Origin of the sequence: Embleya sp. NPDC059213 (genome assembly GCF_042754445.1) — a bacterium.
GTDB lineage: Bacteria > Actinomycetota > Actinomycetes > Streptomycetales > Streptomycetaceae > Embleya.
Genome location: NZ_JBHZAV010000003.1, coordinates 52,133 through 65,611, shown reverse-complemented (window position 1 = coordinate 65,611; position 13,479 = coordinate 52,133). Strand labels below are relative to the sequence as shown.

Annotated in this window: 12 protein-coding genes; 3 read left to right on the top strand and 9 right to left on the bottom strand. The window is 72.1% G+C overall.

What is annotated here, in order from left to right:
* Nucleotides 1–86 precede the first annotated feature (86 nt).
* From ACFXMF_RS02005 to ACFXMF_RS01990, 4 genes are all read right to left on the bottom strand, one after another.
* Nucleotides 87–1,502, bottom strand: coding sequence for a HEAT repeat domain-containing protein (locus tag ACFXMF_RS02005; protein WP_379992419.1), 1,416 nt, complete (start codon nt 1,500–1,502; stop codon nt 87–89).
* A gap of 211 nt (nt 1,503–1,713) precedes the next feature.
* Complete coding sequence (locus tag ACFXMF_RS02000; RefSeq protein ID WP_379992418.1) at nt 1,714–2,115, bottom strand: hypothetical protein; 402 nt, start codon at nt 2,113–2,115, stop codon at nt 1,714–1,716.
* Between the two features lie 121 nt (nt 2,116–2,236).
* A complete protein-coding gene (locus ACFXMF_RS01995; RefSeq protein ID WP_360306231.1) occupies nt 2,237–2,467 on the bottom strand; it encodes a hypothetical protein in 231 nt (76 codons plus the stop codon).
* A gap of 324 nt (nt 2,468–2,791) precedes the next feature.
* Nucleotides 2,792–4,684, bottom strand: coding sequence for a penicillin-binding transpeptidase domain-containing protein (locus ACFXMF_RS01990; protein ID WP_360306233.1), 1,893 nt, complete (start codon nt 4,682–4,684; stop codon nt 2,792–2,794).
* Between the two features lie 262 nt (nt 4,685–4,946).
* On the opposite strand from ACFXMF_RS01990, the gene ACFXMF_RS01985 reads away from it, so the two are divergent.
* Nucleotides 4,947–5,303 (top strand): WhiB family transcriptional regulator, encoded by a 357-nt coding sequence (locus ACFXMF_RS01985; RefSeq protein WP_360306235.1) that lies wholly within the window; start codon nt 4,947–4,949, stop codon nt 5,301–5,303.
* A gap of 47 nt (nt 5,304–5,350) precedes the next feature.
* On the opposite strand, the gene ACFXMF_RS01980 is transcribed toward ACFXMF_RS01985, so the two are convergent.
* Both ACFXMF_RS01980 and ACFXMF_RS01975 read right to left on the bottom strand, forming a co-directional pair.
* Nucleotides 5,351–5,926 carry a phosphoribosyltransferase family protein gene (locus ACFXMF_RS01980; protein WP_360306237.1) on the bottom strand — a complete coding sequence of 192 codons (576 nt, stop codon included), beginning with the start codon at nt 5,924–5,926 and terminating at the stop codon, nt 5,351–5,353.
* A 154-nt stretch (nt 5,927–6,080) separates the two neighbouring features.
* The gene (locus ACFXMF_RS01975; protein ID WP_020548744.1) at nt 6,081–6,308 is read right to left on the bottom strand and encodes a hypothetical protein; all 228 of its coding nucleotides are present in this window, start codon (nt 6,306–6,308) and stop codon (nt 6,081–6,083) included.
* Nucleotides 6,309–6,507: 199 nt separating this feature from the next.
* On the opposite strand from ACFXMF_RS01975, the gene ACFXMF_RS01970 reads away from it, so the two are divergent.
* The gene (locus ACFXMF_RS01970; protein ID WP_380020490.1) at nt 6,508–8,565 is read left to right on the top strand and encodes a protein kinase; all 2,058 of its coding nucleotides are present in this window, start codon (nt 6,508–6,510) and stop codon (nt 8,563–8,565) included.
* Nucleotides 8,566–8,764: 199 nt separating this feature from the next.
* On the opposite strand, the gene ACFXMF_RS01965 is transcribed toward ACFXMF_RS01970, so the two are convergent.
* The gene (locus ACFXMF_RS01965) at nt 8,765–9,883 is read right to left on the bottom strand and encodes a DUF2637 domain-containing protein (RefSeq protein ID WP_379990468.1); all 1,119 of its coding nucleotides are present in this window, start codon (nt 9,881–9,883) and stop codon (nt 8,765–8,767) included.
* Nucleotides 9,884–10,295: 412 nt separating this feature from the next.
* Between ACFXMF_RS01965 and ACFXMF_RS01960 the strand changes: the two genes are divergently transcribed.
* The gene (locus ACFXMF_RS01960) at nt 10,296–11,189 is read left to right on the top strand and encodes a hypothetical protein (protein WP_379990469.1); all 894 of its coding nucleotides are present in this window, start codon (nt 10,296–10,298) and stop codon (nt 11,187–11,189) included.
* 48 nt (nt 11,190–11,237) lie between these two features.
* On the opposite strand, the gene ACFXMF_RS01955 is transcribed toward ACFXMF_RS01960, so the two are convergent.
* Together ACFXMF_RS01955 and cobA are read right to left on the bottom strand one after the other, a co-directional pair.
* Nucleotides 11,238–12,029: a TrmH family RNA methyltransferase gene (locus ACFXMF_RS01955; protein ID WP_379990479.1), complete on the bottom strand. Its 792-nt coding sequence runs from the start codon at nt 12,027–12,029 to the stop codon at nt 11,238–11,240.
* Between the two features lie 77 nt (nt 12,030–12,106).
* Nucleotides 12,107–13,330 (bottom strand): uroporphyrinogen-III C-methyltransferase, encoded by a 1,224-nt coding sequence (gene cobA / locus ACFXMF_RS01950; protein ID WP_379990470.1) that lies wholly within the window; start codon nt 13,328–13,330, stop codon nt 12,107–12,109.
* Nucleotides 13,331–13,479: the final 149 nt, after the last annotated feature.

Here is a 13,479-nt window from a genome sequence, read left to right as displayed (position 1 = left end):
AGTAAAGCCTAGGACGTCTCGCCGACAGGTTCGGCGCCCGCCCGCGCCGGAGGGGGCCGAACGGGCGCGGGGCGGCGGGTGTGCGGCTACATCTCGCTCAGCCTGGCCAGGGCGGCGGTGCGCACGTCGTCCTGCTCGGCCGGGTCGCCCGCAAGCCGGCGCAGTCGCGTCACGGCCTCGGGGCGGCGCGCGTCCACGTGGCGCGCGGCGATCAATCGGGTGTCGGCCTGGCAGTCCCACAGGGCTTCCACGGCCGTGTCGGCGGCGAACGAGGGCTCTATCCGGGCCAGCGTCTGCACCGCGCAGGCGCGCAGGCCGGCGGACGCGGCCTCCTGGTAGACGCCCTTGACCAGGTCGAGCGCGTCGACCAGGGCCAGCCGCCCGATGCCGGCGACCAGGTCGCACAGGCGGAAGTGGTCGGCCTGATCGGTGATCGGGTCGCCGACGCGCATCGGCGCGGCCACCCGGGTGCGCAGGGCGTCCAGCAGGATCGGCCCGTCGACGGCTTCCCCGGCGCCGGCCAGTATCCGCACCGCGACCTCGCCGAGCAGGTCCTCGCGGCCGGCCCAGACCCGGGCCCGGGCGACCGCGGCCGGGCTGCGCAGGCCGCCGATGGCGTGCGCGGCGGCAAGCCGCACCCCGGCCGGCGTCTCCGGCGCGAGTGCCCCTTCGGCCAGGTCCAGGAGTGCGCCGTCGCCCTGTTCGCCGAGGTATCTCAGCGCGGCCGATCTGGCGCCGTCCGGCCCGGCCCACGCGGCGGCCAGGATCGCGCCGCGGTGCTCGGGCCCGGCGACCGCGCTCAGCCGTCGTCCGCACGCGAGCGATTGTCGGGGACCGTCGGCGGCCTCGGCGAGCACCTGGTCGACGGTCTGCGCGGGCGCGGTCGGCGGCCCGGTCGGGATCTTGATCGAGCGGGTCAACTCCCACCGCCACCAGTCCAGGTCGACCTGTTCCACGACCGCGCGCACCCGCTCGTTCTCGGCCGCCCAGACCCGCCACGGGCGCATCCCGGTGGAGCGCTTGACGCAGTCGTAGAGCTCGTCGTCCTCGCCGCGCTCCAGGACCACCTCCAGCAGACCGGCCAGGGCCGTGTCCTGGCCGACCGCGGCGAGCCGGTCCAACGCCTCCGCCCAGTCGCGGCCCTCCTCGACGTACGCGCGCAGCAGCGCGGTCGCGTCGGCGCGGCCGAGACGGGCGAGGGTGCCCAGGACGGCGAGCGGGAGCGCGGTGCGGTCCGCGTCCTCGTCCGTCCAGTCGTCGTCGCACAGGAGATGTCGGGCGAGGCCGTCGAGACCGGCGTCGAGGTCCGTGTACAGGCGTGCGTAGTACAGCGACCGCGACTCGGTGGCCGGAACGGCACGGGGATCGCGGACCACACAGCCGTCGAGCGCGTCGAGCACAGCGACGCGGTCGGCGACGAGGGCCCGCCGGGCGCCCTGACCGTGGCCGCTGCGGAGCAGGCCAAGGAGAGCGTCATGCGAGGTGATGACCGGATCGAACATGCCGCAAGCATCGGTGGCCGGCAACCCTGGAGCAACAGGATTTAGGACACATGTACCCGTTGCCCGTTGTTTCGGGGAAACCGTGTTGCCGTTTCGTCACCGCAAGCTATGGACTGTACCGTCCACGTTCGCGCGTTCGCCGCCCGGGTGTGCCCGGACGTGCCCCGCCCGGCGTGCGCCGGCGCGTCACGCGCGCCCGACCGGGACCGGCTCACTGCTGTTTGGGCACCTGCACGCGCGGTCGATCCCGGCGCACGATGCCGTAGTCCTGGCCGTCGAGCGGGCCCAGTACGCTCGCGGGCACGAACGACTCCATCGCCCAGGCCCTGGTCTGCACGTCGGCGGCGAAGCCGTACGCCCCCCAGACGGGCCAGCGCACGCGGGCGCGCCAACTGCCGTCCCGGTACTGATGCCAGCTCACCAGGGTGACCTCCAGGTGTTGTCCGTCCGGGAGGAACATCCGTACCCGCGGGCCCGTCGGGCGCGGATCCGCCTCCTTGCGGCGCCCGCCGACCGGGCCGAAGGGCGGCTCGCGGCGGCCGGCGGCACCGGGCGCGCGAGTGGGCGGATCGCCGGCGGCCGTACTCGGTTCTGTTGCGGTCTTGCTGCTCACGCGGCCATTGTGCGGCGCGAGCGCGGCCCGCCGGCCCGAAAGCCGCCGCAGCACGCCGACGTCCCACCCGTACGGCGCACGGGGCGCCACGCGAGTGGGACGGGCACGGTGGTGAGATCCGTCAGGACACCACCCGAAGCTCGGCCGGAGCGACCACGCTCAGGCCCAGCATCGCGGCCAGATCCTCCACCAGATTCACGGCTTGGTCCGCGGTCAGTCGTTCGACCGTCCACTCGGTCGTGGGACGGCCTTCGGCGTCGGTGTGCGGACCGAACCTCAACTCGATCGGACGATCCGCGTCGGCGGAGGGCAGCACCGGAACCCGGGCCACCAGGGTGACATTGTTCGACATGACGTCGACTCCCTTCGGAGAGCGAAAACGATCGCCGCTGTCATTGCCGGTCACCACTCACGCTCGCATCGCCTACGGACCGTGTCCAGGTGTCTCCGGAGGCACAGGGAGCGCACAAGGCGCGTCCCGACGCACGAGACGGCCCCGACGCACGATGTGCGCCGGGGCCGTCTCGTCGATCGTGTGGGGGAACTCCCCCGCAGGTGGGTGAAATCGCCCCTCGTGCGGGGGAACTGCCCCTGCTGCGCAAGCTGACCGGCGCGGACGATCCGGATCGCCCCCGAGCGGGGGAACTGCCCGACACCGCACCCGATCACGGGCGGATCAGCCGAAGAAGGCCTTCACCACCGGTCCCGCCGCCGAGCCGCCGGACTTGCCCTTCTCCACCAGCACCGCGATCGCGACATCGTCCTTGAACGCGATCATCCAGCCGTGCGTGAGGGTCTCGCCCTTCTCGTCGAACTCGGCGGTGCCGGTCTTGGCACCGACGGTGCCCGGGATGCCCTGAAGCATCTTGCCCGAGCCGTTGGCCACCACGCCCTGCATCAGCGCCTTGAGCTGACCGGCGATCGCCGGGTCCAGATCGTGCGAGGGCACCCGACCGGGCACGTCGTCCGGCGCGAGCACCGGCTGGTTGAACTTGCCGGAGGCGATCGTCGCCGCGACCGAGGCCATCACCAGCGGACTGGCCAGCACCCGGCCCTGGCCGATCATCGACGCGGCCTTGTCGTTCTCGCTGTTGGCCGCGGGCACCGAGCCGTCGAAGGTCACCGTGCCGACGTCCCACTTGGCGCCGATCCCGAACTGATCGGCCGCCAGCTTGTTCAGCGTGTCGTTCTCGATCTTCGACCGGTTGCCGATGAACGCCGTGTTGCAGGACTGCGCGAAGTCGTCCTGGAAGAGCGCGTTGGGCATCGGCTGGAGACCGTCGTAGTTCTTGAAGGTCTGGCCGTTGACCACGAGCGTGTTCTCGCACGGCACCTTGTCGGTCGGCTTGAGGCCGGCCCGCAGCAGCGCCCCGGAGGACACGGTCTTGAAGGTCGAGCCCGGTGGGTACCGACCGGTGAAGGCACGATTGTCGCCGTTGGCGGGGGTGTTCGCGGCGGCCGAGATGCCTCCGGTCTTGGCGTCGATCACCACGATCGAGGCGTTGTTGCCGCCGGTGACCGCCTTGAGCGCCTCCTCGGCCCGCTTCTGCGTGTTCGGGTCCAGGGTGGTCTTCAGCGGCTCGGACGGCTTGCCCTTGACATCGACCAGCGTGGTCTTCTCCGAGCCGGCGGCGTCCACGATGCTGATCTTCAGCGCGGCGGTGCCGGCCAGCTTCTTCTCGTAGCGATACTGCAGACCGGAAGCGCCCACCGAGTCCGCGGAGGACGCGCTCGGGTCGGCGTTCTTGAGCAGGTCCGCGTTGTCGCCGGAGCCGACGGTGCCGACGATCTGCTTCGCCACGTCGCTGGCCTGCTGGGTGCTCTCCTTGACCTGTATCCCGCCCAGACCGGCCAGCTTGAGCTGGCCGTTGCCGTCCCACTTCTCCTTGCGCAGGGTCACCAGAGGCAGCGACTGGTTCGGATCCGCGGCCGCGACCCGGGACTTGAGCTTGGCTATGTCCAGGTCGAACAGCGGGTCGGCGAGCGCGGCGTACAGCGCGTCCGGGTTGGTGATCTTGGCCGGCCACAGGGACAACGCCACCACCGGCGTCGAGGTGGCCAGCGCCTTGCCCGAGCGGTCCAGGATCTCGCCGCGCTTGGGCAGCGTGCGGTCACGCTTGATCTTGCCGGTGTCGGCGAGTTGCGGGTGCACGATGGACTGTGTCCAGTGCACGGTGGTCTTGCCGTTCGCGGTGACCACCGGGACGGTCGACTCGATCTTGACCGGGTCGGTCACGCCCTTGAGGGTCAGCGTCGCGTTGTAGCTGAGTGTGGCGGGCGCGTTGTCCTTGCCCTTGGTGTACGTACCGGGCTTGTACTCGGCCTTGACGATGCCGAGCTGCTTGCCCGTGGTGTCCAGTCCCTGCTGTGCCGTGGTGGGGTTGTCCGTGAAGGACGCGGCCTTCGGCAGATCGCCGCTCTGCCACGCGGTCAGGAAGTTCCTGGCCGTCGTCTCGGACGTGTCCTTCTTCTCGTCGCCGCCGCCGCTGCACGAGGTCAGCGCGGCCACCACGACAACGGACAACGCCAACGGCACGGCCGACGGGATCCGCCGCATCTTGCTGCCCACCAGATTCCTCCCGAACGTCCACGAACCCCCGGCAGCCCGCCGGAGGTCTTCGATCACGCTACCCGGACCGCCGGCGGGCGTCGGCCATCGGGCAGGCGTACGGCCGACTTGTGACCTGGTTGTTGAGGTGCCCGAAACACCCCGGGTGAGGGATCGCCCTCAACCCTGGGCGAACGGGAGCCGAATTCCCGGCGGGAGGAAACCGGTCTCCCACCCGGTGCGTCGGTAGGAGCATGAGGGTCCGCCGGGATGGGGACCCGCGTTGACCGTTGGCACCGTCGAGCAGGAGGAGAACGGGGCGATGGGGACCACACGGATCGCCATACCGACACCACCGCGTTACGGGTGGCAGGAGGACGCGGCATGCAGGGGCCTGGACGCCGGGCTCTTCTTCGGTGACGACCAGGAGCGACCCGGCGAGCGCCGGGCCCGCGAGCGGGTCGCCAAGAAGGTCTGCATCTCCTGCCCGGTGCGGCGGCGCTGCCACGAGCACGCGATGTCGGTCCCGGAACGCCGAGGTGTGTGGGCGGGTCTGGGCGAGACCGAACGCGCCGCGCTGTTGCGCGAGCAGGAGCAGGAACACGAGCACGAGCGGGAGAAAACCACGACGGCGGCCTGACCGCGCCGGGGGCGATCGCCCCCGCGCCGGCGCGGCCCGGTTCGGGCTCAGGCCGGCAGGTCGTCCTCGGTGAGCAGGCCACGCACGTCGAGTCGGGCCCGCACGTGCGGCGCGCACGCGTCCACCACGACCGCCGCGCCGATCCAGTCGGCGCCGGCCTCGGTGACCATCCGCCGCACGGCGCTGGCCTGCGCGCCGGTCTCGATCCACTCGTCGACCAGGAGCACGCGATCGCCCGGGCGGAACAGCCGGCCGGGGACCACCAGGGTGAGGCCGCCGTCCTGGTATTCGGGTGGGGTGGCGGCGCGCAACATGGGGTCCTCGCCGGGCCGCCCCCCGTCGCCCACGATCCGTCGATCCTTGCGGATCTCGACGAAGCCGACGCCCAGGTGCAGCGCCGTGATCGGCCCCAGGACCAGACCTCGGGTCTCGATGCCGACGATCAGGGTGGGCCGCGCCTCCGCGTGCAGCGCGCCGAGTCCGGGACCGAGCATGGCCAACACCTCGGGGTCGTGCCACCAGCCGGACGCGTCGGCGAAGGTGCCCCACGGGGTCTCCCGCCAGGTGAACGCGTCCGCGAGTCGCCGCGCGATGGCTCCCACGCTGCCCTGACGGCTCGTCACCTAGGCGCACCCCGTTCCGTTCCCGCACCGGCATGTCCGGATCTTCGACCGGACAGGCTACCGGTGCGGGTCGGCTCGGATCCGCGAACCCGCCCCCGGCGGCCCGCACTCGACCGCCGGCACCCGACGGCCGACCGAGCCACCGGACAACGCGTCAGTCGGCGCCGGGGCGGTCCAACGGCTGCTCGACCAGTGCGAGCACCCGACTGGCCATGAACCGCGCGGTGCGCACCACGGTGCCCGTCCGGGTCAGTTCGCTCACCTCGACGACACCGCGGCGGACCGCGACATCCAGCCGGCGCCCCGCGCGCGTCGCGGTCATCTCGTAGGTCTTGGTGCTGTCGCCCGCGTCGACCACTATCTCGACCCGATCGCCCTTCATACGTGCCCCCTTCGACCGATTACCCCCATCTTCTCCCACAGGTCCGACATCGACCGTCTCCCCGATGCGGGTGGTCCGGCGCCGACTCCGGGGCGCCTTACCGCGCCGGGCACCGGCGTTCCTCTAACGTGTGTCGCACACAGGGGATTCGGGCACACGACACCCGGACGACGGCAACACGCGAGGGGATCGGGCACACATGACGATGGTGCGGCTGCGACGGCAGGATCCGCGCATCGTCGGTTCGTATCGGTTGTTGCGTCGGCTCGGCGCCGGCGGCATGGGCGTGGTCTATCTCGGCGTGGACCGACACGGCAACCGGGTCGCGCTCAAGCTGATCCGCCAAGAGCTGGCCGGGAACCCGGAGTTCCGCTCCCGGTTCGCCCGCGAGGTGGACGCCGCAAGGATGGTCCGCGGCAATCGCACGGCCGCCCTCGTGGACGCCGACGCGAGCGCCGACCGCCCCTGGCTGGCCACCGTCTACGTGCCAGGCCCCTCGCTGCAGCGCCGAGTCGGCGATCGCGGCCCGCTGGGCTGTCTGGACCTGGCCCGGGTCGGCTCGGCGGTGGCCGACGGCCTGGTGTCCGTACACGCGGTCGGCGTCGTGCACCGCGACGTGAAGCCGTCGAACATCCTGCTGTCTCCCGACGGGCCGCAGATCATCGACTTCGGCATCGCCTACGCGGACGGCGCGGGCACCCTGACGGTGACCGGAACCGCGGTCGGCTCACCGGGATTTCTGGCCCCGGAGCAGGTGCGCGGGCAGACCGTAACCCCGGCCACCGACATATTCGCGCTGGGCGTCACGCTGGCCTACGCGGGCCGCGGCGCACCGCCGTTCGGGTCGGGGCCGGTGGACGCGCTGCTGTACCGCGTCGTGCACGAGGAGCCGGATCTGGAGGGGGTGCCGGAGCAGGTGGTGCCGTTGATCTCGGCCTGCCTGTCCAAGGACCCCCGGATGCGACCGTCCGCCGAACAGGTACGCGAACGGCTGGCCGCGATCGCACGCCAACGCGAGGCCGAACGCGGCACCCCGAGCCGCGGATCGGCCGCGGCGGCGACCGCGTCCGGCTCGGCCCCGGTCGCCGCCGCGGGCCGGACCGACGGCGGCCGGACGGTTCCCACTCCGACGCGCGAGCGGGATCGGGACCGGGCCAGGCGTGAGGCGGCCCGCCGGGACGGTGCGCGGCGGGACGAGGACACCCGGCCCGAGCGCGCCGCGGCGAGCCGGGCCGAGTCGGGACGGGCGGAGGCCGGGCGGGTGCCGGTCGAGGGACGTTCGACGTCCCGCCCCGAGTCGGGCCGGCACGAGTCGACCCGACCCGACGGCGGGCGACCGGACCCGCGGGCGCACGAGGGGCGTGGGTCGGACGGCCGCGGCCACGAGGGACGTGGGCACGAGGGGCGCACGACGGAGGCCGGGCGGGCGGAGCCGGTGCGGCACGAGCCGGGTCGGGCCGACGCGGGGCGACCCGACGGCGGGCGACACGACGTCACTCGCGGCGAACGCGGCGAACGCAACGAGCCGACGCGCGGTGCCACGCCGGACCGACAGGAGCGTCCGGACCGCACCGACGCCAAACGCGCCGGCCGGGTCGATCACGGGCCGCGCTCGCGGGCAGGGAGCACCGCCGGCCCCCCGCACCGACGCCGGCCCGAGGACCGACGGCGGTTGCTGATCCAGCAGTTGATCGTGTTCGTCGTGGTGACCGCGATCGCCGCGTTCGCCATCGCCGCGTTCCAGAACGACGACGGCGACGACAAGGACGACACCAAGACCTCGACGGTCGCCCAACCCGCGCCGCCACCGCCGGGCCCGGGCGCGTTCCGGATCGGTCCGGCACACGGCTCCATCCCGATCGTCGGCTGGTCCGACCGCACCTACGCGGACCCTTCCGCCGGCGGCGCCACCGTCACCCTCACCGACGGCTCGGCGGTGGTCGGCAGTGACCGGGTCACCCTCGGCGACGTGGTCCCGGCGAGCCTGGACGGCGCGCCGGCCGTGATCGTGGTGCTCACCCGCTCCCCCGGGGCGGGCGGCCCGCCGACCCATCTGGTCGAGCTCTACCGGTTCGCCGACGGCACCCCGGTCGCGGTCGCGGCGCTGGCCACGGCCGCCGACCTGCAGGCGGTCGCCACCCGGTGGACGGTGGTGGACGGCGCGATCGTGCGCATCCAGTCCTACGTGGACGTCGCCGACGTGACGACCCGCTACGTGGTCGGCCCCGACGGCGTACTGGTCCCGGCCGGGGTCTGAGCGGCAAGCCCGGAGGGAAAGCCCACCGGTCCCCGACCCGGCCGAACCCCACACCGGGCGAGGGCGGTTCCCCACTCGGGGCACGACAGGACAACGAGCGGGACGTAGCCACCCGACGCACGAGGAGGGGCACCCGGCCGAAGCCGGGTGCCCCTCCTCGTGGCGATCACATCTCGTCGCGTCGGATCGCGCGGTCCGGTCAGCCGAACTGGCGCTCCAGGTCCTTCAGTTTGCGCTCCAGCGAGTCGAGCCGGGGCAACGTCATGGTGTCGTCCTCGGCGGTGAGGTCGATGACGTCGCGCCGCTCGCCACCGGTGCCGGCCGTCGCAGGGAGCTCGCTCGCTCGCGCGGAGGGGGCAAGAGCCGGACGGCCGGAAGGGTTGTTCGAGTCGGCTGAGCCGCCGTGGCCGGAAACGTCGTTTCCGGCTATAGCAGGCTCCGAGAGTGCTTCGGAGCCGCCACCTCCCGGCAGAGCAGCCATTTCCTGACGCGCGGCGCCGCGGCGGCCGAAGTGCCCGCCACCGCCCTCACCACGACTGAGCGCCTTGAGCTGCGCCCGCTCCCGCTTGCCGTCGATCCGCCGACGCTCGCGATCGTCCTGCTTGGCCCGCTTGTCCTCGCGGACCTCCTCGACGGCCTCGTCGAGGGTGCGCACGCCTTCGAGCAGCATGAGCGACCACGCGTTGAACGTCTCGTGCGGCGCACGCAACCAACGCACGATCCGGATCTGCGGCAACGGACGTGGGACCAAGCCCTGTTCGCGCAACGCGGCCCGGCGGGTCTGCTTGAGCGCGCGGTCGAACAGGACGGCGGCGGAGAGCGACATACCGGCGAAGAACTGCGGCGCACCGGCGTGCATGTCGCCACGCGGCGCGTGCACCCAGTTGAACCAGGCCGAGGCACCGGCGAACGTCCAGACGAGTATCCGCGAACCGAGCGCCGCGTCACCGTGGCTGGCCTCGCGCACGGCGAGCACGGAGCAGAACATCGCCGCACCGTCGAGCCCGAAGGGCACCAGGTATTCCCAGCCGTTGGCCAAGCCGAGGTTCTCCCGGCCGAAGCCGACCAGGCCGTGGAACGACAGGGCGGCCGCGACACCGGCACAGACGAACAGCAGGGTGTACGAGGCGACCCCGTACATCAGTTCCTTGCGCCGCCGGCGGTCCTGCTCACGCTCCCAGTTGTCGGATCCTTCCCCGGTATCCGTCGCGTCGACCTTGCGGCGTCGGACGACCAGATACGCCACAAGCGCCATAAGGGCGACCAGTTCCGCCAAGCCGACGAGGGCCCAGGCCAGGGGTACACCCATGATCTCCAACGAGCTTTGCCTCGCTTCCCGTTCCTGATCCGATTGCGCGGCGTCCCATACTGGCGGAATTTCGCCTGGTGCGGGTCGAATCCACCGAATATCCCGCGTGTGGGTGACAGGACATTCCCCTGCACAACCACATTTTCGGCCGCCCGTGCGACCCCAACAGGCCACTGCGCCAATCGGGGCGACGCTCGACCGTACTGCACTTCCGCGCACACGCTAGTCCAAGATCACATTCGATCGAAATTGGCATGACACGATCGGCATGTCGTGGGAGAAATCAGGGAAGGTCTTGACGCCCATTTCCGATTGATCGGAAGAAACGTCTCAAGAAACGCAAGAAAGAGGGAAGCGGATCACTGCCAACCAATCGCGCAAACGCTCACTTTCGGGCGCGAATCAGGACGCGAACGATCGGATGAAACTGCACCGGACCGTCGCTTACCTGGACGGACGACCCTACACGCTGATCACCTTGCGACCGTCGACCACGACCCGGTTCGCCGTCAACCACTTCCACGACTCCTGGCACGTGCTCTCCGACCGGGCCGGCGCCCTGCTGTTCGCCCGGCTGTCGTGGGGCCTGGCCTACGGGCGGCACCAGAACACCGTCGTGGTCATCGACCGGCGGTTCCTGGACCCGACCCCCTTCGAGGCGGAACCCTCGCTGCCCATCGTGCTGTTCGCGACCGAGCGCACGCCGTTCGGTGGCCGCGCCGCGCGCGATCTGCGCCGGGTGTTGCTCACCCTGGGCACACCGACCGCCACCGTGCGTTGGCACACCCACGGGTTGACCACCGCACTGGCCGACCGCGCCGCCTGGCAGCGCAAGCACCCGGCGCCCCCGGTGAATCGGGAGCGCGAGCACCAGCACAAGCGCAAGCCGCACCACACCGTGCGCGACGGTCTGTTGGTACTGCCCGGAACCACCGGGACGCTGCTGCACGACGCGGTGTCGATCGCGAGCCTGACGGTGTCCGGCGGGGCGCCGGTGGCCTACGAGTACCTGCACCGGTACGCGTTCCAGATCTTCCACGACTACCGACGCCGGGTCAGCGCGGCGCGCACCGCCCGCCGCGAAATCGAGGCACTGCCGGTGCCACCGGATCGGTTCACCGGTCGGGGCTACTACGCCGAGGACGCGGTCCGCCGGCACATCTGGGTGCGCGGCACCGAGATCCGCAAGGAGCGCATGCGCGGCCGACGGGTCACGCGTCGGCCCGCGCTCTACCGGACCCACTCGATCAACGAGATCCAGCGATCGGGCAAGACCCCGTTCGAACGCCTGGCGAACATCCCCGTCGACGAATGAGCCCGCGACAGGCGCGCCGCCGACCCGTGCGCCCGGGGCCGCCGCGGCTCACCCGTAGCTCACCGCGTAGAAGGCGACCGCCGCCGCGGCACCCACATTGAGCGAGTCGACCCCGTGCGACATCGGGATCCGCACGAGTCGATCGGCCGCGGCGAGCGCCTTCGCGGTCAACCCGGGACCCTCTGCGCCGAGCATCAGCGCACACCGTTCCAGGTCGGCCGCCGGCAGTTCGTTCAGCGCGACCGACCCCGGCGCGGGAGTCAGCGCGAGCAGGGTCAGACCGGCCCCGCGCAGCGCGTCCAGCCCACCGGGCCACGGCTCCAGGCGGGCGTAGGGCACCGAGAACACGGCACCCATCGAAACCTTGACCGAACGCCGATACAACGGATCCGCACAATCGGGCGACAACAACACGGCGTCCATGCCCAGAGCCGCCGCACCGCGGAAGATCGCGCCCACGTTGGTGTGATCGTTGACGCCCTCCAGGACCGCGACCCGACGCGCCCCCGCCACCACGTCGGCGGCCGCCGGCAGCGGCTTGCGGCCCATCGAGGCGAGCGCGCCACGATGTACCTGATAGCCCGTCACCCGCTCGACCACGTCCGGACTGCCCACGTACACCGGCACGTCGGCGGTCTCGATCACCTGCGCCATGGTCTCGATCCAGCGCTGCGAGAGCAGCATCGAGCGCATCGGGTATCCCGCCGCCAACGCGCGGCGGATCACCTTCTCGCCCTCCGCCATGAACAGCCCCTCGGCCGGTTCGCGGCGGCGGCGCAATTCCACGTCGGTCAGGTCGGTGTAGTCGACGAGGCGCGCGTCGGCGGGGTCGTCGAGCATGATCACGGGCACCGCCCCAGTGTCCCAGCCGCGGCCCGGCCACCCGGGACCGCCCTCGGACCGCGGCCGGCTCGCGGTCAGCCCGACAGCGCCACCACGTCGCCGACCACCACGATCGCCGGCGGCCGAATCCCCTGCGCCACCACATCGGCGGCGGCCGAGGCCAACGTCGTGCGCAACACCCGCTGGGTGGCCATGGTGCCCTCCTGGATCACCGCCGCCGGAGTCGTCCCCGCCCGCCCGTGCGCCAGCAGCGCCGAGGTGATCGGCCCGAGTCGCTCCACCGCCATCAGCAGCACCAACGTGCCGCGCAGCCCGGCCAGCGCCGCCCAGTCCACCAGCGAGCGCGGATCCTCCGGCGCGACATGCCCGGAAACCACCACGAACTCGTGCGCCACACCCCGGTGGGTGACCGGGATGCCGGCTATCGCGGGCACCGAGATCGCGCTGGTGATCCCGGGCACCACCAGGCACGGCACCCCGGCCTCGGCACACGCGAGTGCCTCCTCGAAGCCCCGACCGAAGACATAGTTGTCGCCGCCCTTGAGCCGGACCACGAACCGGCCCGCCTTGGCGTGCTCGATCATCGCGGCGTTGATCGCCTCCTGGGCCATCGCCCGTCCGTACGGGATCTTCGCCGCGTCGATCACCTCGACATGCGGCGGCAACTCGCCCAGCAGCGCGCGCGGGCCCAGCCGGTCGGCGATCACCACGTCGGCCTCGGCGAGCAGTCGCCGCCCGCGCACGGTGATCAGGTCCGGGTCGCCGGGTCCGCCACCGACCAGGGCCACTCCGGGCAACGCGCCGATCGGGCGCTCCCCACGAGCGGCCAGCGAACCGTCGTGCAGGCCCTCGACGATGCGATCGCGCACGCCCGCGGCGCGCCGCGGGTCGCCGCCCGCGAGCACGGCCACGGTCAAACCGTCGTGTCGCCCGCTCGCCGGCGTCCACGCGCTGGCGTGCGACGCGTCGTCGCAGCGCACGCAGAACACCCGCAGCGCCTCGGCGTCGGCGGCCACCGCCTCGTTGACCTCGGCCACGTCGGTGGCGGCCAGCGCGTACCACGCGCCGTCCAGGTCACCGGGCGCGTAGGCGCGCGGCAACCAACGCAGTTCGCCGCCGGTCGCCATGCCCTCGACCGCCGGCGTCGCCTCGGGGGCGACCACGAGCACGTCCGCGCCCGCGTCGAGCAGGGCGGGCAGTCGGCGCTGGGCGACCGTACCGGCGCCGACCACGACGACCCGGCGTCCTTCCAGACGCAGGCCGGCGGGATAGGCGGGAGGACCAGGGAGTCGGGACATCGTTCTCACTTTTCCGGGTGGCGCGGGGTGCGCTGCGTACGGTGTTTCTTGATCTTTCGGTGCACGGACGGTTGCTGCCTCGGCGGCGGTCCCCACGATCCCGGTATCGCTCCGGTGTCGCGTCGGCCGTCGCCTGGGCGGTTTTTCCG